Origin of the sequence: Photobacterium proteolyticum (assembly GCF_001939735.1) — a bacterium.
Taxonomy (GTDB): domain Bacteria; phylum Pseudomonadota; class Gammaproteobacteria; order Enterobacterales; family Vibrionaceae; genus Photobacterium; species Photobacterium proteolyticum.
The window spans coordinates 80,183-99,056 of sequence record NZ_MJIL01000099.1 but is presented as its reverse complement, the minus strand read 5'-3'; the positions used below and the strand labels follow the sequence as shown (position 1 = coordinate 99,056).

At 45.5% G+C, this 18,874-nt stretch carries 11 protein-coding genes; 2 read left to right on the top strand and 9 right to left on the bottom strand.

What is annotated here, in order from left to right; all coding sequences use genetic code 11:
• Positions 1 to 763: 763 nt before the first annotated feature.
• The 5 genes from BIT28_RS26630 to pepN all read right to left on the bottom strand — a co-directional run bounded on the left by BIT28_RS26630 (position 764) and on the right by pepN (position 11,000).
• Positions 764 to 1,303 (bottom strand): cell division protein ZapC, encoded by a 540-nt coding sequence (locus BIT28_RS26630; protein ID WP_075767988.1) that lies wholly within the window; start codon positions 1,301 to 1,303, stop codon positions 764 to 766.
• Positions 1,304 to 1,542: 239 nt separating this feature from the next.
• Entirely contained in the window at positions 1,543 to 2,553 is a 1,011-nt protein-coding gene (gene pyrD / locus BIT28_RS26625) for a quinone-dependent dihydroorotate dehydrogenase (RefSeq protein WP_075767987.1), read from the bottom strand.
• A gap of 256 nt (positions 2,554 to 2,809) precedes the next feature.
• A complete protein-coding gene (locus BIT28_RS26615) occupies positions 2,810 to 7,639 on the bottom strand; it encodes an NAD-glutamate dehydrogenase (protein ID WP_075767985.1) in 4,830 nt (1,609 codons plus the stop codon).
• A gap of 417 nt (positions 7,640 to 8,056) precedes the next feature.
• Positions 8,057 to 8,278 (bottom strand): DUF2835 domain-containing protein, encoded by a 222-nt coding sequence (locus tag BIT28_RS26610; RefSeq protein WP_075767984.1) that lies wholly within the window; start codon positions 8,276 to 8,278, stop codon positions 8,057 to 8,059.
• A gap of 97 nt (positions 8,279 to 8,375) precedes the next feature.
• Positions 8,376 to 11,000, bottom strand: coding sequence for an aminopeptidase N (pepN, locus tag BIT28_RS26605; protein WP_075767983.1), 2,625 nt, complete (start codon positions 10,998 to 11,000; stop codon positions 8,376 to 8,378).
• 498 nt (positions 11,001 to 11,498) lie between these two features.
• On the opposite strand from pepN, the gene pncB reads away from it, so the two are divergent.
• Positions 11,499 to 12,695, top strand: a complete 1,197-nt coding sequence (pncB, locus tag BIT28_RS26600; RefSeq protein WP_075767982.1) for a nicotinate phosphoribosyltransferase — start codon at positions 11,499 to 11,501, stop codon at positions 12,693 to 12,695.
• An 89-nt stretch (positions 12,696 to 12,784) separates the two neighbouring features.
• Here pncB and BIT28_RS26595 read toward each other — a convergent pair whose 3' ends face one another.
• The 4 genes from BIT28_RS26595 to BIT28_RS26580 all read right to left on the bottom strand — a co-directional run bounded on the left by BIT28_RS26595 (position 12,785) and on the right by BIT28_RS26580 (position 16,918).
• Complete coding sequence (locus tag BIT28_RS26595; protein ID WP_075767981.1) at positions 12,785 to 13,438, bottom strand: lipocalin family protein; 654 nt, start codon at positions 13,436 to 13,438, stop codon at positions 12,785 to 12,787.
• A gap of 249 nt (positions 13,439 to 13,687) precedes the next feature.
• Complete coding sequence (gene prc, locus BIT28_RS26590) at positions 13,688 to 15,688, bottom strand: carboxy terminal-processing peptidase (RefSeq protein WP_075767980.1); 2,001 nt, start codon at positions 15,686 to 15,688, stop codon at positions 13,688 to 13,690.
• 17 nt (positions 15,689 to 15,705) lie between these two features.
• The gene (gene proQ / locus BIT28_RS26585) at positions 15,706 to 16,350 is read right to left on the bottom strand and encodes an RNA chaperone ProQ (protein ID WP_075767979.1); all 645 of its coding nucleotides are present in this window, start codon (positions 16,348 to 16,350) and stop codon (positions 15,706 to 15,708) included.
• A gap of 109 nt (positions 16,351 to 16,459) precedes the next feature.
• On the bottom strand, positions 16,460 to 16,918 hold the full coding sequence (locus BIT28_RS26580) for a GAF domain-containing protein (RefSeq protein ID WP_075767978.1): 459 nt from the start codon (positions 16,916 to 16,918) through the stop codon (positions 16,460 to 16,462).
• An 84-nt stretch (positions 16,919 to 17,002) separates the two neighbouring features.
• On the opposite strand from BIT28_RS26580, the gene BIT28_RS26575 reads away from it, so the two are divergent.
• Complete coding sequence (locus BIT28_RS26575; RefSeq protein ID WP_075767977.1) at positions 17,003 to 18,829, top strand: ABC transporter ATP-binding protein; 1,827 nt, start codon at positions 17,003 to 17,005, stop codon at positions 18,827 to 18,829.
• Positions 18,830 to 18,874: the final 45 nt, after the last annotated feature.

Genomic DNA, 18,874 nt, shown 5'->3' with positions numbered 1-18,874 from the left:
AGTCATTTTTTCTGTGTGGACACTATCATCAAAACCAGACATAAGTGATTGTTTACTCACAGACACAGAGCGCTTAAGTGATTGTTTTTAAAGCACTACAAATCAAGCATTAATGATCCAATGACAAGCTGGCAATATAATATGGAGTTAAACTTCACGTCATCAGCAAGCCTAAACTCACTTATTGACATGCATTCTTTCCTATCTGGAAATTATTTCCTTTGCGGAAATAATCATAATGTTGGTCACTTTCAAGAATGAGGAAAATGAGGAAGATCTTCTTATGAAATTTTTAATTTGATACTAAAACATTGGTGTTTTTTTGTCTTTTTATGGCAAAAACAGGCAAAAAATAATTGCTAATTAATTGATTTTTTTTGACTGTAATCACTTATTTCGCACAAGAAATAACCATTTTGACTTAACCATTAATAGTCTGTCGAAGAGGAATAAACCTGTTTAGCTACGCTCAGTTAGAGGTTACCTGTCGTCACATTTTGCTTTCGCCATCTAATAGCTCAAGAAAGCATTGAACTGCAGAACTTTCAGGTAGTCGTAAATGACCAGCATGTAATTGGACTGAGTGGCGGTGAAATGAATTCTGAGGAAAGGAGACAGGATGAATACGGTTACGAGCAGGCAAACCATTACGGTCCGCTGAGGCGGTGTTCAGAGTCACAGGAGGGTGGAACAAGAACGGAGATGAAACAAGGTAGCCCAGATAAGCTTAAATTCGCAATAATGCGAAAGTCCTACCCAGCAGCTACCCTACTAGCGCAAAATTGACCGGCATTTCGTTAACAAAAGCCTGCATACGGTCGTTCATGACCTTAATGGTGTCACAGAAGGTCATTTCTTTAGTTGATGTGAGCGCAAGCGGCTCAACGTCTGCCAGCATACACAGGCTTGCACAGCCGCTATTTTCAATAACAAGGTACTTAGCCGCACCAAACTCTGTTTGCAAAGTAACAACATCACCGTTTTCAGGCTCGCAACCACCCTGCTGTGTTTCGAAGAACCAGCTTTTTGGCATCATTGGCTTGTGAAAACGGCTCGCCGCAACGGCATTCAGTGCTAACTCAACTTTACGTGGCGCAGAAAGTTCTAGCTGAGCAATGTTTTCTAAAAATCCCTGATAGATAGTTGCATCGTCCACGGTGAAAACTGTGCGCTCGAAAGCGGACGTTACCAGGTGCTTAGTCGGAATGGATACACGGAAGACCATCTCTTCCCCTAAATCCAACATCAGGGAATCATCTTTATGGTCGTAATACCACGTCCATGAATCAGTAGGCTTCAGCATTTAAGTGCTCCAAAATCAGTTCTTTATACTGCTTATCCAACGATATAGAAAAAACTTTAGAAGAATTTTACTGTGCCTATGACAAAATAAAAGGGGAAATAAGTGGTTGATCTTGCGGTGGTTGGACTGAAAGTTTGACAAAAATGACGATTAATAAAACTGAAATATAAAGCAGCGATAAAAAAGTGCCTGCCAAGGATCCCCCCGACAGGCACTTTTTACTGCAATGATCGTTTTGCCTAGATATTGGTAACGATGTCTTTCACCAATTTCGGACCGTGGTAAATAAAGCCAGAGTAGACCTGTACCAGTTGCGCACCTGCCATCATCTTTTCACGAGCGGCGATAGCAGAATCAATACCTCCTACCCCAATAATTGGCAATGCACCATCAAGTTCTTCAGCCAGGCGGCGAATGACCTCTGTGCTACGGTTCTGCAGAGGACGGCCACTCAAACCACCCGCTTCATCACAATGCGGCATGTTCTTAACTAAAGAGCGATCCAAAGTTGTATTGGTGCCGATAACGCCGTCGATATCATTTTTAACCAAAGACTCTGCGATTTGGACAATTTCCTGATCTTCTAGATCCGGCGCGATCTTCAGAGCCAGCGGTACATACTTGCCATGCTTCTCTGCCAGTTCTTTCTGTTTCTGTTTCAACTGAGACAACAAATCATCTAACGCTTCACCATATTGTAGCGAGCGTAGTCCCGGTGTATTCGGAGAAGAAATGTTTACCGCAATATAGCCAGCATACGGGTATACCTTCTCCATACAGATCAGGTAATCCTCTGCGCCCTTCTCTACCGGCGTATCTTTATTCTTGCCGATGTTGATGCCAATTACACCATCAAACTTAGCTTTCTTCACATTCTCAACCAGGTTATCAACACCAAGGTTATTAAAACCAAATCGGTTGATAATACCTTCAGCTGGGATGACGCGGAAAAGCCGTGGCTTGTCATTCCCTGGCTGCGGACGTGGCGTCACGGTACCTACTTCAACAAAGCCGAAACCCATCGCGCCAAATGCATCGATACATTCGCCGTTTTTATCTAGGCCTGCGGCCAAACCAACTGGATTTTTGAATTTGATGCCCATAACTTCGACGGGACGATCAGGAACATGTTGACGATAGAAGAGATCGAGAGGAGTGCCAGTAAAGCGAGAAAAGTTCTGAATAGCTAGATCATGTGCTTTTTCAGCGTCAAGCTTGAAAATTGCAGATCGAGCGAGGCGGTAAATCATTGTACCTCCTTAAAAAAGCCCCGTATAAACGGGAGTACATTATTCACAGTTTACTCCTCTTATTCAAATGATATTTTCGACATTTCACTATAAAAACAGTCACTTCTTTGGTTTACAAGGGATTAGAGGGCAAAATAAATTTAAAACTCCCCTTAAAAAGGCAAACGATTTCATTACTTCTAGCAAAAAGGCCGCTCTGCTAGCAGCAGAACGGCCTTTCAATCATGTTGCTGATAATCACAACATGGTGATCAACTTATGATGATGGACGGCAATTTAAGTTCAGCAGCATCAGTTCTCTTAGTGCTACCGAGAACTTGGCGAACTCATGAGTTGTACCGACCTTAAACTCGGCAAGAACTGTATCCCAACGGTGAATGGCAGCTTTATGCTGATCCATCCAATTTTCAATCAGCTCTTCTGCCTGCTCTGCTTCGGTAGATGTGGTAATCACCGCAGATGTTAGCTGGCGTTGCTGCCAATCCAGATCTTCCCTGAACGAAGCGCGGGCCAATGCTTGCCAATGGTTTTCAACAGGCTGGTTGTGAACCTGTTTGAGGAACCAGTGTAGAGACAAATCAGCACCTACAACAAAGTAGACACGAGAGATAAAGTCGATATCTTTATCCAGTTCTTTGGCAATCTGCGCAATATCCATTGCTGAGTACAGGCTGCTCAGGCGTGCAATGTTATGTGCAAGATCATCAGGTACACCCTCTTTGATCATGCTGTTAGCCTGCTCATTGTGCTCTTGCACCTCTTCCGTTACAAGGTAACTTTCAAGGTTATCCCGCAGCTTCTGAACAATAGGCTGATAGAAGGTGATCTGTTGTTCGATACCTAGCTTGCGATCACGGTTACGCAAGATCCAGCGAGTCACACGACGCAACATCCGACGGCATCGGTAAAGCATTTCATATTGCACTTCTGCCGGGAGAACGTTATCTAGCTCTCGGATTTGGGTAAAGAACTGGTCAAAGTTGAAGATCTCACGACCTACCGCATAAGCAGACGAGATCTCGACTACTGTTGAGCCCGTTTCCTCTTGCAAGCGGGTAACAAAGTTGCACCCCATCTCATTGGACATTTGGTTCGCCAGGGATGTCGCAATCAACTGCTGTTTCAGCGGGTGGTTTTCCATCTGAGAGCGGTACTTTTCCTGCAATTCTTGCGGGAAGTAAGCCGGCAGCAGACGTGCATGGTAAGGATCATTGGCAATCTCATCGGTTACCATATCCTCTTTCAATACCATTTTGCCATAGGCAACCAGTACAGCCAGTTCAGGACGAGTCAGACCTGAGCCTGCCTTCTCACGCTCAGCCAGTGTATCGTCATCAGGTAGGTATTCCAGCGCACGATCCAGCTTGCCTTCTTTCTCCAGGTAATGAATGAAACGGATCTGCTCTTTCAGCAACTGCACCTGCTGCTGTTGGGTAACCGAAATTGACTCACTCTGGCAGTAAGCATTATCCAAGACGATGTCACCGACTTCGTCTTCCATGCGTTCCAGCAATTCGTTACGTTGCTTGTAAGTCAGATCGCCACCAGCAACCAGGCTGTTTAGAAGGATCTTGATGTTGACTTCATTATCCGAGCAGTCAACGCCGCCCACATTATCAATAAAGTCGGTATTGACCAAGCCACCGCGGGATGCGAACTCAACACGCCCGAGCTGGGTCATACCCAAGTTACCACCCTCGCCGACCACTTTTGCACGAAGCTCACTACCGTTGATACGAAGCACATCGTTAGCACGGTCGCCTACATCAGTATGTGTTTCACTTTGCGCTTTCACATACGTACCAATACCGCCGTTCCATAGCAGATCGACTTCCATCTGCAGGATCATACGAATCAGCTCGTTAGGCGGCATGCTTTGCTTACGTGTACCCAGTAGTTTCTGGATCTGCGGTGTCAGTTTGATTGACTTACTGCGGCGCGAGAAGATCCCGCCTCCTTCAGAGATCAGGCTTTGATCATAATCTTCCCAACTTGATCGAGGTAAGTTGAAAAGACGATTTCGTTCTTCCCAGCTTGACGATGAATCCGGATTAGGATCCAGGAAGATATGCATGTGGTTAAATGCCGCTACCAAACGGATATGTTTGGACAGTAGCATACCATTACCAAACACATCTCCAGCCATATCACCGACGCCGGCACAGGTGAAATCAGTGGTCTGGCAGTTGATTCCCAGTTCACGGAAATGACGCTTCACAGACTCCCAACCACCACGGGCTGTAATCCCCATCTTCTTGTGGTCGTAACCATTCGAACCACCAGAAGCAAAGGCATCACCCAACCAGAAGTTATAGTCATCGGACACCGAGTTGGCCAAATCAGAGAATGTCGCTGTCCCCTTATCAGCCGCTACAACCAAATACGGGTCATCTTCATCATGACGAACAACATTGGCTGGTGGTAGTAGCTCACCATCGACAATATTATCGGTCACATCCAGCAATGCACGGATGAAGCGTTTGTAACAACGCTGACCTTCGGCCCAGATCTCTTCTCGGGTAGACATCTGCGGCTGGCGTTTGCAAACAAAACCGCCTTTAGCCCCTACCGGTACGATCACAGTGTTCTTAACTTGCTGTGCTTTGACCAGTCCAAGGATTTCAGTTCGAAAATCTTCCTGACGGTCAGACCAACGAAGGCCACCACGAGCCACTTTACCGCCCCGTAGGTGAACACCTTCAATATCAGGTGCGTAGACAAAAATCTCGAAGAACGGTACCGGTGCCGGAATTTCAGGGATTTCCGACGGACGCAGTTTAAGAGAAAGCCAAGGTTTAGGATTACCTTTCTCGTCTTTCTGGTAGTAATTCGTACGCTGCGTCGCCATGATCATGTCCATGTAACGACGAATGATCCTATCGTCATCGAGACTTTCGACATGATCCAGTTTCTTGTTCAGCTTCTTAATCAGATCCTGCTCGGCTTTTTCTGAATGCTTCTTCGCCGGATTGAAACGTAACGCAAACAAGGAAACCAGATCTCGCGCCAAGTCGCTATGACTAGACAACGTCTCTTCGATATAGTGCTGACTGAATGGGAAACCCACCTGCCGCATATAGCGGGCAAAACTACGTAAGATTGTAATTTCACGACCTGTCAGGCCTGCGCAAAGTACCAGACGGTTAAAACCATCACTCTCAATTTCGTTATGCCAGATGGCAGCAAATGCTTCCTGGAAACGATCACGAGCTTCGCTCAAATCAATGCCTGTACAGGCATTGTGAAGCATGGCAAAGTCAAGGATCCAATAAACCGTCCCATTCGCTGTCACCACCTGGTACGGAGACTCACCAATTACACGTAGGCCCAAGTTTTCGAGCATTGGCATCACATCGGAAAGGTGGATCGGCTTCTCACGGTGGAACAGTTTCAGTTTCACAAAGTGAGAATCAACCGCCTCTTCCTGTGGACGGTAGAACAACATGCCCAGCTTATTGTCTTCGCTAAGGCTCTCCAACTGTTCAATATCAGCCACCGCCGAGCCCGGCAACATCTGCTCTTTATAAGAACGAGGGAATGCCCGGGCATAGTTTTTCGCCAGTACTGTCCCTTCGCTTTCACCGAAGTTAGCAACCAAAGAAGTACTCAGACGATCTTCCCACGCAGATGCGGCTTCAACCAGGTTATGTTCGATGGCTTTAACGTCTACATCAAAATTATTATTGTCGACACGCACTATATAATGAGTTCTCGCTAGTGGACTTTCCGAGAAGAAAGTGGTGAATTCAACGTTTTGATCAGATCCGAATGAGTCCCTGAGGATCTCCTGGGTCTTTCTTCGCAACTCGGTGTTGTAGCGCTCCTTGGTGACATACACCATACAGGAGAAGAAACGACCAAACGGATCACGGCGAACAAACAAGCGCAACAAATCGCGGTCCTGCATCTGTACGACACCGCAACCTACATCCAGCATTTCTTTTTCATTAGCCTGGATCAGCTCATCTCTTGGATAAGTCTCCAGCAGGTTATTCAATGCTTTCCATGAGTGAGAGCCGGCCGGATAACCACTTGCTTCAAGAATTCGTGACATCTTATTGCTGATCAGCGGAATATTCATTGCTGTCTGATGGTACGCCGTCGATGCGTAAAGGCCTGTGAAGCGATGTTCTCCAATCACATTGCCTTCTTTATCGAAACGCCTAATTCCGATGTAGTCTGTATATGCCGGGCGATGGATTTTTGATTTGCCATTACTCTTGGTCAAGATAAGCAACTCAGGCTTACGGGCCTCAAACCGTGCCGACTCAGGTAGCTCGGAAAGTTTCAGTGACCTTCCCTTCTTCGACTTACTTAGCAGGCCAAGTCCGCCCTCATCACATGCTCTCAGCTCATAGTCACCTTCAATCGGCACCAAGTCATATTGGTGATAACCCATAAAGGTAAAATTATGTCTGTTCACCCAGTCAAGGAATGCTATCGCTTCTTCACGATGCGCTTTATCAACTGGTAGCTCTGCCGTTTTCAACTCTTTGACAATGCCCTGCATTTTGCTCTGCATGCCTTGCCAATCATTAACGACCAAATCCACATCCTGCAGCACTTGTTCTAGTTCTTCTTTTAGTGCTTTCATCTCTGCTTTTTCGTTGAGACGATCCACTTCAATATGGAAAAGAGTCTGAAGATCACCATCTTTACCACACGCTTCGCTGATAGCACCGCTTTCATTCCGTTTAAAGAAATACGGGCCATTTAGCATAAGGTGGCTTGTGATACCAAGGCGGGTTAAGGTCATGCGGACGGAGTCCACAAGGAAAGGACGGTCAGGTGTTACGATTTCTACTACGGTATGCGTTGATTGCCAGCCGTAGCGACTAAGCGACGGATTGTATACTCGTACTGAAATTTGATCTGGTTTATTTTGCGCAAGATGGTGCCACAAACTCAGTACAGCACCATATAAGTCAGATTCATTCCGTTGAAGCAGATCATCATCTGCCAGTTGACCTAGTAATCTTTGAGCAAAAACTTCTACTAATGCCTGCTGAGGGATCTCAATCTTATCCTGGATTAAGCCATACACTTTCTCAAGCAGTACCGGCACTATAGGGTCAGGTGCGGTCATAGCAAATGCTCCATTTGTTATATCTATTATCGATCTAGTATAGGGTTTTATATCAACCCCATGTGCCATTTGGGGACTTAAGGCGCATGGGATCGGTATTCTTTCCGTGAGTGCTATTGTAGGGCGTTTTGTTGCGAATTGGTTACGTTAATAACACTGTTTAGGAAAGAAAAAATCGAATATGTGACTAAGGTTAAGATTTTGGCTGGATGGAACATCTGACATTGGTGAAAAGAGCAGCTAACGCGATTATTTATCTTGTAAATTGGTATAACCAATTATTTCTACGATTATTTTTTCTTATATCAGGACCTAATTTTATTTGCATACCCTTGAAGAATATGCGGTATTAACGATGGCTATATCAATAGATCCTCTCGCCACATGTTAACAAAAAGTAGCGCACAAGGACTATTGCTACCCTATCTGCTCCAGTGTATCTAAACGATTTTGGTTATTCACCGTAATACGAAAGCGACCTTTTACTCCTAGCTGACTTAGAAACGGCCGAAACCGCGATGCTGGAAGCTGTAGTTTCAAGCCATTGTCGGTAACGACCACAACGGTACTCGCAGCACCGGAATAGTGATTCTGGTATGACTGATAAGAGATGTAGACTGAAAAAGTATATGACTTCATAAAAATAAGGAACTTGGTTCTGGTGACAAAGGCACTAGGAAAGAATGTAGAGCTTCGAGCGACTATAACCAGTCACTCGAAGCTCACTACGTATAAGTTACTGCTCTAACGCTTTATGAACTTTCTCAAACAGGTCTTTCGCCAAATTCTCCAGCTTAGACAGTTTCTCGAGTTCTGCGCGCATTAGTGCCTGTCGCTGCTCATCGTACTGACGATACTTCAGGAACGGTTCAATCAAGCGTGAAGCTACTTGCGGGTTGCTAGCGTTCAGTGCCGTCAGGATCTCAGTCAGGAACTGATAACCGGAACCGTCTTTCGCGTGGAAACGAACAGGGTTGTTCGCACAGAAGCTAGCAACCAGGCTACGGGTACGGTTAGGGTTCTTCAGATCAAATGCAGCATGGGACATAGTATTACGGACATTTTCTAATGCGTTCTCTGCTGGGTTCTTACCCTGCAAAATGAACCATTTGTCCATAACCAAACCATCGTGTGTCCACTTCTCGCTGAAGTCCGCCATTTGCTCTTCGCGGCAAGCAAGACCTGCATTATTCGCCGCCGACATCGCAGCCATGGTATCTGTCATATTATCTGATTGCTTATACTGCTTGGCAGCAAGCTTGTCGCCGTTTTCAGTATTAGCCAAGTAAGACAAACAGGTATTTCGCAATGCACGCTTCGCCATCGCTTCATGGGAAATACTGTACTCTACCTGAGCAAGAGTTTGGTAGATAGCAGATAGCTCATCTTCCATTTCGCTTGCCAGTACCGCTTTAAGCTGGCTCACTACCGCGTGGATTGAATCGACATCAACCGTTTTGTACCAACCGGCCACCTCGTTCTCGCTTGGTAGTGTCAGCATTTCAGCAATAAATGCAGGATCCAGTTTCTCGTCTAGCAGTACACCACGGAAGGCATCTACAACAGAAGCCGGTAATTCAAATGCTTCACCCTGCTGAACACGCTTAACATTCTCACGGATATATTTTGCCAGCAAAATCTGACCGGCATCCCAGCGGGCAAATTCATTACGGGCATGAACCATCAAGAACGCCAGCTCATCGTCAGAGTAATTGTATTCCAGTACTACAGGAGCCGAGAACTCACGCAACATCGAGATAACTGGTTTCTCTTCGACATTATCAAACTCAAAGACTTGCTCAGCCTCTGTAACATCAAGCACATGGTGCACTTTTTTACCGTTACACTGTAACTCAACAACCTCACCGCGGCTGTCATATAGCTCGATATCGAATGGAATATGCAGAGGAAGCTTCTCTTCCTGACCAGCCGTCGGTGGAGTATGTTGCTTGACTGTGACACGGTAACACTTACTTTCCGCATCGTAGTCTGTTGCTACATTGACAACCGGCGTGCCGGCCTGACTATACCAGCGGCGGAAGCGAGATAAATCAATACCAGATGCATCTTCCATCGCCTGAACAAAGTCATCACAAGTCGCTGCCGTGCCATCATGGCGCTCAAAGTACAACTTCATCCCGGCCTGGAAGTTTTGCTCACCCAGCAAGGTGTGCATCATTCGAATGACTTCACTGCCCTTCTCATACACTGTCAGCGTATAGAAGTTATTCATCTCAATGACTTTTTCAGGACGAATTGGATGAGACATTGGGCCACGGTCTTCAGCAAACTGCGGACCACGAACAACACGAACATTGTTAATACGGTTAACCGGACGAGAACCCAAATCAGAAGAAAACTCCTGATCGCGGAATACCGTTAACCCTTCTTTCAAGCTTAACTGAAACCAGTCACGACAGGTCACGCGGTTACCGGTCCAGTTATGGAAATACTCATGGCCGATAACAGCTTCAATACCCTGGTAATCAGTATCTGTCGCGGTTGCAGCATTGGCGAGAACGTACTTAGAGTTAAAGACATTCAAGCCTTTGTTTTCCATTGCTCCCATGTTGAAAAAATCAACGGCAACAATCATGTAGATATCAAGGTCATACTCAAGACCGAAGCGCTCTTCGTCCCACTTCATCGAATTGATAAGTGACGTCATCGCATAGTCAGCGCGGTCCAGGTTGCCTTTATCGACAAAGATCTCTAGCTCGACATTACGACCACTCATGGTGGTGTAGGTATCTCGAAGCACATCGAAATCACCGGCCACCAGTGCAAACAAGTAACTTGGTTTCGGGAACGGGTCTTGCCACTGTACCCAGTGACGACCATTTTCAAGATCGCCCGAATCAATACGGTTACCGTTGCTGAGCAGGTATGGGAATGCTTCTTTGTCTGCAATAACCTTGGTGGTAAAGCGTGCCAGCACATCAGGACGATCCATGTAATAGGTAATACGACGGAAGCCTTCCGCCTCACACTGGGTGCAGAAGCCGCCACCTGATTTATATAAACCTTCCAGCAGCGTATTGGCTTCTGGGTTTACTTCCGTTTCAATAGTTAACTCAAACTCAGCAGGAACGCCGTTGATAGTCAGGCCGGTATCCGTTTCTGCATAGTCAGTCCAAGCTTCACCATTTACCTCGACACGAACGAGTTTTAGGCCATCACCATCTAAAACTAAAGGTACCTGCTTGTCTGCAAGACGCTTTATCTGGCTAGTTGCAACAATATGTGTTTCCGTATCATGGAGATCAAACTCAAGCGCAATATCAGTAATCGTGTATTCAGGAGCTTGATAATCAGCACGATATTTTGCAGTCGGCTGTGTTGTCGTTGGTTGTTCGGCCATATTGGTTTCCTTAATTATCCGCACGGGGCATTTATGCCGTTGCTAAGCGGCTGACACCTGTCATTATTCTGCCTTTAAGTCTCTCAAACAAGGGGCTCTACCCGAGTTCAATGAGAAACTTATTGCAAAGCCAGAACGGTTGGTGAAGAACCAGACAATTTGATGAGGCATAGTACTTCGTACTTTCTCAATAACCGCCTGGTTGTCACTGCTGTTGACATCTACCCTACTCGAAAATGGTTATTCGTTTTGGCTATACTTTTATAAGTAATCTTTAATAGCAAAATCTGACAATTTCTCAGTATCACCCACATATTTATCAGGGTGATTGATAGTGGATTACTCTTTACAAAAATAATATGGTGAGTGGACTTGTTGTTTTCAAGGTTTCGGCGTAAGGTACGCCCCTATTTTTTTAGTCTATTTTGAATGGTTTCAGACAAATTAGGCTTAAAATAATGTAAAATTCTCGGATTGTGATAGACAACTACATTAGCTATGACTGATACAGGACACATTGGGGTTATCGACTCCCTGCTTGATACAGATGCATATAAACTTCATATGCAGCAAGCGATATTTCATCAATACCCGAATATTGAAGCGGCTGCAGAGTTTCACTGCCGAAGCCATGAAGACCTCCGTCCTTACTGTAATGATATCCAGGAACAGGTTAACCGCCTTGCTGATCTTTCCTTTACAGAGGAAGAGCTTGATTACCTAGCGACGCTACCTTTCTTCAAAGCAGACTACTTAGACTATTTAAAGAGCTTCAAGCTTGATGGCAACCAGGTAGATATTGATGCCTCAGGTGAGCAGCTGACCATTAAAATTACAGGCAAATGGATTGACGTCATACTGTGGGAAGTCCCTCTGCTCGCGATTATCAGTGAAGTACGCTCATCAAAGTGCTATCCAAACTCTTCAGCCGATGACGCTATCAATCAACTAAAAGAAAAGCTTTCAGACTTTTACAGCAAAGCAGAAGGTACTGATTTAAGCCAATTTAACCTGGTTGATTTTGGTAGCCGCCGACGTTTCTCCAAAGATGTTCACCACGCCGTGGTTGATTTCCTAAAAGACAACATGCCTGAGTTCAAGGGTACGTCGAACTATCACCTGGCTCGTACTAGAGGTCTAACACCAGTAGGTACCCAAGCACATGAATGGTTCCAGGCACACCAGCAACTGTCTGGTGAACTGGCGGACTCACAGCAACTGGCACTCAACCGCTGGCTACAGGAATACCCTGACTCGTTAGGTATTGCCTTAACTGACTGCATCAATATGGATGCCTTCCTGCGTGATTTTGACTTGCGCCTGTCCAAGCGCTTCACCGGACTACGCCATGACAGCGCCGATCCTATCGCCTGGGGCGAAAAAGCAATCAAACATTACGAGTCGCTTGGTATTGACCCGAAAACGAAGACGCTTGTCTTCTCTGACAGCCTGACTCTTGACAAGGCGCTCGCCATCTACAAACACTTTGTCCACCGAGCTAATATTAGCTTTGGTATTGGTACACAGCTTACCTGCGATCTTCCTGACGTGAAAACCCTAAACATCGTTATTAAGCTGACTGAGTGTGAAGGGCGCCCTGTCGCTAAAATATCTGACGAACCAGGCAAGAGTATCTGCCGCGATGAAGGATATCTGACTCAGCTTCGTCAGGCATTTAAAATCGCAAACAGCTAATACAACAAGTATGAGCATTAAAAAGCAAGGCCTGCAAATTCGCAGGCCTTGTTTTATTCAATCTGATAAAGCGCTCAGACAGATGCTCCCTACTCTCTCCGCATTATTGCTTCCATTCCGAATTGTTTATTCGTTAATGTCAGGGTATCTGAGCCAAGTAAAAACTGGCTATCATGCTGGCCATCTTCGTAAATTAATACAATGCGGTCATCCTCAATAAAATATATTCCCTGATGCTCTTTTTTCTTTCCATTAGATCCAGACACCTCGGCTGAGAATAAAAAGTCTGGACGCAACGAAATAGATAACTCTGAAACACCATCTCCGACGTCATTACCCGAAATACGCGATGAGCGCCAGTTACCAGGAAGGTTTTCAGGTGCAAGCTTGGTAAACCTAGCACCGTCAAGCAGGAACTGGTTATAACTCAACATATAACTATGCTGTTGTTCTGGCTGACCTTTTGCTAAAAATGTTAACGTTGTTTCATCAATGTCGTATTTACCGTCCCATTCTTCAACGGTACCGTCAACCTGCAGTAATCGTATTACAAATCGATAGGATGATTTGAACTTTATATTCATTGCCCGATAGCTTGTTCCTTCACTATCAACACCATCATCAGTGTTACTGAACCAATACCAGTCACCTAACAGCAGTGGGTAATCAAACTCTGTTAAATCATCGGCATACACATGCGAACTAAAGGATAAGACAATTGCAAATAGAAACGATTTAAGCATAGTGCTACCCCAACAACAAAATAAAGTTCTTCTTAAACCCTAGCCTGCAATACTATTTTGCGCTTAGAAATATGATTAATCTCACATAATTTGACCGTCAGTCTCAATAATGAGACATAATGAATTGCTGTTGATTCAGCCCTTAATAAGAAAAAACTATAGGTACAATAAGAGGGTTGATATTTCAGAGAGGTGTTATAAACAAAAACGGCACCTAAAGATTGGTGCCGTTTTATTACGAGGTATTAATTAGCTAGAGACTCTTACCAAGTCAGCCGTAATTGCAACGGCCTCGTCCAGGTAGGCATCAGGCGCTTCATAGTCCTTTGGAATGTCATCCAAAGAAGCAAATGATTTTTTTCCTAACGCTTTTTGGCGCTTATTAAGACGCGCTAAACGTTCTTCCTCATCTCTCTCTTGCTCGGCTATACGTTTTTTCTCATTCAGCGAGATAGTATTAATATCTTTTTCTTTTTTATACTGGTTGATGTCTTCCTGTATAAAACCGAATTCCATATCTTTACTGATTCGCGCTTCGTGCTTCGATTTCAGTGACGGTAGCATAGCAGAGAAGTTATAGATCTTCTGATAGCTTGCTGGCTTGATGCTGTCCCAAGGTAGTGCGTTATCTTCTACACTCTCACCGGTTTCAGCCGGATCAATTGCAGTAGGGAACGGCACATCAGGAACAACGCCCAAGTTTTGCGTGCTTCCGCCATTGATACGATAGAATTTCTGAATCGTATATTGCACATGGCCAAGAGGCTTATCGAACAAATCATAGATATGATTCAACGAACGGTGCTGTTGAACCGTACCTTTACCGAATGATTGCTCACCTAGTACGACGGCACGACCATAATCTTGCATTGCAGCTGCAAAAATCTCGGACGCCGATGCACTGTAGCGGTTGACCAATACCGTCAACGGACTATCAAAGTAAACACGGTCATCTGAATCACCGTTTACTTTTACCCGACCGTAACTATCACGCACCTGTACTACAGGGCCACTGTTAATGAACAACCCGGTTAATGCAGTCGCCTCAGTCAGTGCACCACCACCGTTGTTGCGCAAGTCAATAACAATGCCGTCAACCTGCTGGTCATTCAGCTTACCGATCTCTTTCTTGGTATCTTCAGACAAGCCAACATAGAAGCTAGGGATCTCAATCACACCAACTTTTCTGCCCTGCGAGAATTTAACCGAAGACTTCACAGCACGGTCTTCAAGACGGATCTTGTCACGCACGATAGTGACATCGTAACTTTTTGAATTCTTACCCTCAGGCAAGATTTCCAGCACAACCTTACTCCCCTTAGGGCCTTTAATTAGCTGAACAACATCGTCCAAACGCCAGCCGATCACATCAACCATCTCTTTGCCGTCTTGGGCAACACCAATGATTCGGTCACCAGCCGCAAGCTTCTTGGAAGCCGATGCGGGACCACCAGCTACCAGCGAACGGATAACGGTATAGTCGTCGACAACCTGCAACACTGCCCCAATTCCTTCGAGAGACAAGTTCATCTCAGCCTGGAACTGTTCGGCGTTACGCGGTGACAAATAGCTGGTATGTGGATCAACTTCACGAGCAAATGCATTCATATAGATCTGGAATACATCCTCGTTATGAGTCTGGGTCAGGCGCTTCAACGCATTGTTGTAACGCTTATCCAGTGTCTCTTTGATTTCCTTCCACTCTTTACCCGCAAGCTTCAGGTTAAGCGCATCGTATTTAACTCGCTTACGCCACAACTCGTTCAATTCATTACGATCTTTTGCCCATTCAAGCTCAGATCGATCCAGAACAAAGTCTTCATCAATATCGAAAGTCATTTCCCTATCCAGTAGCGTCAACGCATACTGATAGCGATCATAACGGCGCTCTAGCAACTTGTTAAACATGTCATACGCAGCCGTTGACTCACCTCGTTTGAGCTGATCATCTAACTGGTATTCCCATTTTTTAAATTGCCTGATATCTGAGGCTGTAAGGAAGCTTTTATTGAAGTCCAGCATTTCGATATAGCGATCGAACACGCTGGCAGAGAATTGGTCATCAAGAGTGAATTGCTTGTAGTGCGATCGGGTAAACCGCGAAGCTATCCTTTTACTTGCTGTAGCATGCTGCTTTTCAGGAGCAAGCTGCGGCAAATCACTTAACGAATACTTGGCCTCTAAGGCCTGAGCTGAAGCTGCTAGCATCATGCCAGCAGCGATCAGTGAGAAACGGAATCGACATTTCATACGTCGAGCATTCTCCTTTACGAACGAAGGTGCTCCGCTTTAACTACCATGGTCAAACCATTGTTTAAACGAACACGCACATCGTCTTTATTGATTTCAACGATAGTCGCCGGCATGTTTCCGTTACCCATGTTAACACTAACGTTCTTGCCAACTTTCACTTCATCAGCTGTCAGTGCACGGGTCGTTTCAGCAGGCTTTTTATTTAGCTTAGTCGTTTTTGGCTTAGTGCTCTTTGGTTTAGATGATTTTGCACGAATTTTTTTCGCTTTCGCTTCACCATCTTTGCTTGCAGCAGCTTTCGCCTCTGCCTGCTCCTTACGACGAGCTCGTACTTTAGCCTTGCTCTCTTCAAGTGCCTTCTTAGCGTGTTCTACGTGCTCTTCTTCCAACACGCCACACTCGTTACCATCAAGGTCAACACGACTTGCACCGGCTTTAACACCATGAAGGTAACGCCAGGAAGAAGTATATTGACGCAGAGCTGTGCGCAACTGAGTTTTACTTACTTTGGGATCTTCGTTCAAACGCTCAGCGAGCTCTTGGAAGATACCAATTTTTAGAGGCTTTGCTTCACCTTCAACAGTAAAACATTTAGGGAAACGCTCAGCAATGTATGCAATCACTTCTTTACTGTTCGTTAGCTTTTCAGAGTTTTCCATGGACTTTCCTGACAAATGCGAGTGAAACTCGCCGTTAGTACTTTGATCAAAAAGAAATAGTCTCGCTATTATAGTTACCTAACGCTGAAAAACCACCGAAAGCATGCAATTAGAGCCTTTTTTGTAGTTCCTTAACCAAAGTTACTAGTCCATCCTCGTCAGATTGGTCAAATCTTGATAAATTTGGACTATCAATATCCAATACTCCATATAGCTCCCCTTTTACTGTAAACGGGATCACTATCTCAGAATTGCTCGCAGCATCACAGGCAATATGTCCTTCAAACAGGTGCACATCAGCAACACGCTGAACACGATTCTCTGCTATTGCTGTCCCGCATACACCACGGCCAACGGGAATACGAACACAAGCCGGATTACCCTGAAATGGACCAAGTACAAGCTGGTCACCTTTCAGAAAGTAGAAGCCAGCCCAGTTAATATCTTCTAACTCCATATAGAGTAAGGCACTAATATTAGAAATATTAGCAATGAGATCTGACTCGCCTTCGATCAGTGAAACCGCCTGGTTAGTGAGTCGTTTGTAAAATGCTGTTTTATTATCCATGGCTTACTCCTTCTATAGCCGTTAGAATGGCGGCCCTCATTAGTAATAGGAATCATTATCACTGTGAAAGGCAATTCGAATCAAATGATTAACTGGTCTTGGCTGATAAAGCAAGCAAAACATCACCGTCCCAGGCTGGTAGCGGCAAATATCATCGCGTTGGTCGCCACGTTAATCAGTGTCCCTATCCCGCTGCTGATGCCCTTGATGGTTGACGAAATTTTGTTGGACAAGCCGGCAGGCGGGATTCAATTTCTCAACGTTTTCCTGCCTGAATCACTGCAGCAACCAACCGCCTACATCCTCCTTGTTCTTCTCCTTGTCGTCTTGATGCGGGCAGGCAGCCAGGCGCTGAATATTCTCCAGAGTCGCCAGTTCACGCTGGTCGCCAAAGACATTACTTACAAAATGCGCCAGCATCTCATCGACAAACTTGGCCGTATCAGCATGCGCCAATACGAAGAGAGAGGTAGCGGCGGAATTACTTCACACCTTATTACCGATGTCGAAACTATCGATAAGTTCGTCGGAGATACCTTAAGTCGCTTTCTCATCGGCTTGCTTACTGTTGTTGGTACAGCCGCTATCCTACTGTGGCTGAACTGGCAGCTCGGCCTGTTCATTTTATTGGTCAATCCAGTTGTCATCTATGCCTCAAAGATGATGGGGAACAGAGTTAAAACCCTTAAGAAAAAAGAAAACCAGGCCTTCGAGAAATTCCAGCAACGCCTTGTCGAAACACTTGATGGGATCTATCAGCTACGTGCAGCCAACCGCGAACGGGATTTTCTTACCCAGCTAAAGTCGAGCGCCAACGACATTCGACATGATGCCGACAAGTATGCCTGGCAGTCGGAAGCCGCCGGACGAGTATCTTTCCTTTTGTTCCTTATTGGTTTCGAGCTGTTTCGGGCAATGGCGATGCTCATGGTGCTATTTAGCGACTTAACCATTGGTCAGATGTTTGCTGTCTTTGGCTATCTTTGGTTCATGCTCGGTCCGGTTCAGGAACTGCTTGGAATTCAGTTTGCCTGGTACAGTGCTTCGGCAGCCATGCAACGCCTAAATGGCCTGATTGCCCTTGAAGAAGAGGTTCGCCCAACCCCGAAAGTCAATCCTTTCAACGAAGGAGAAGCGCTTCAAATCGATGTGCGTGATCTGCATTTTGCCTATGATGAAGATAAGGAAGTCCTGCGGGACCTCAACCTGACGATTCCTTCCGGCAAACGTGTTGCGCTTGTTGGCTCGTCAGGCGGCGGTAAATCGACCCTTATCCAACTGTTATTAGGAATTTACCAAAAGGATCGTGGCGACATCTTTGTTAATGGCTGCCCTATCGAAGATGTGGGTTACGAGGCCTTGCGTACCAAGATGGCCGTTGTGCTGCAGCACCCGGTGCTGTTCAATGACACCCTGAGACACAACCTAAGCCTGGGAGCGCAATTTAGTGATAAGGAGCTATGGCAAGCACTCGAGATCGCCCAGATGGCCGATGTTACCCAACGCCTGACCGATGGGCTGGATACAGAAATCGGCCGTCAGGGTATTCGCCTGTCAGGTGGGCAACGACAACGGCTGGCTATCGCCCGGATGATTCTTGCTAATCCTGAGTTTGTTATTTTGGATGAGGCCACATCGGCCCTGGATACCGCCACTGAAGCGGCTTTACATACTGCTCTTAATCAGTTTTTAGCCAACCGAACCACACTGATTGTGGCACACCGTTTATCTGCGGTTAAGGAAGCTGATTTAATCTACGTGCTCGAAGATGGCCAGGTAAGCCAAACCGGCACTCATTCTGAGCTAGTCAATGAAGAAGGCCTGTATCAAACATTATATGGTTCGGTACAATCTGCTGATAGTTCAACAGCTAATGAGCAACTACCTGTAGCCAGATTGAATGTAAAATAATATAGTGTTCATTTTTTACGACCCCGATTAAAAGCTGCTTAGTTT

What these genes read in the sequence shown, in the direction of transcription:
- pncB (WP_075767982.1), top strand. Translation starts at nt 11,499, where the DNA reads ATGACTGATACAGGACACATTGGGGTTATCGACTCCCTGCTTGATACA.
- BIT28_RS26610 (WP_075767984.1), bottom strand. Translation starts at nt 8,278, where the DNA reads ATGAAGTCATATACTTTTTCAGTCTACATCTCTTATCAGTCATACCAG.
- BIT28_RS26615 (WP_075767985.1), bottom strand. Translation starts at nt 7,639, where the DNA reads ATGACCGCACCTGACCCTATAGTGCCGGTACTGCTTGAGAAAGTGTAT.
- BIT28_RS26575 (WP_075767977.1), top strand. Translation starts at nt 17,003, where the DNA reads ATGATTAACTGGTCTTGGCTGATAAAGCAAGCAAAACATCACCGTCCC.
- pepN (WP_075767983.1), bottom strand. Translation starts at nt 11,000, where the DNA reads ATGGCCGAACAACCAACGACAACACAGCCGACTGCAAAATATCGTGCT.
- proQ (WP_075767979.1), bottom strand. Translation starts at nt 16,350, where the DNA reads ATGGAAAACTCTGAAAAGCTAACGAACAGTAAAGAAGTGATTGCATAC.
- prc (WP_075767980.1), bottom strand. Translation starts at nt 15,688, where the DNA reads ATGAAATGTCGATTCCGTTTCTCACTGATCGCTGCTGGCATGATGCTA.
- BIT28_RS26580 (WP_075767978.1), bottom strand. Translation starts at nt 16,918, where the DNA reads ATGGATAATAAAACAGCATTTTACAAACGACTCACTAACCAGGCGGTT.
- pyrD (WP_075767987.1), bottom strand. Translation starts at nt 2,553, where the DNA reads ATGATTTACCGCCTCGCTCGATCTGCAATTTTCAAGCTTGACGCTGAA.
- BIT28_RS26630 (WP_075767988.1), bottom strand. Translation starts at nt 1,303, where the DNA reads ATGCTGAAGCCTACTGATTCATGGACGTGGTATTACGACCATAAAGAT.
- BIT28_RS26595 (WP_075767981.1), bottom strand. Translation starts at nt 13,438, where the DNA reads ATGCTTAAATCGTTTCTATTTGCAATTGTCTTATCCTTTAGTTCGCAT.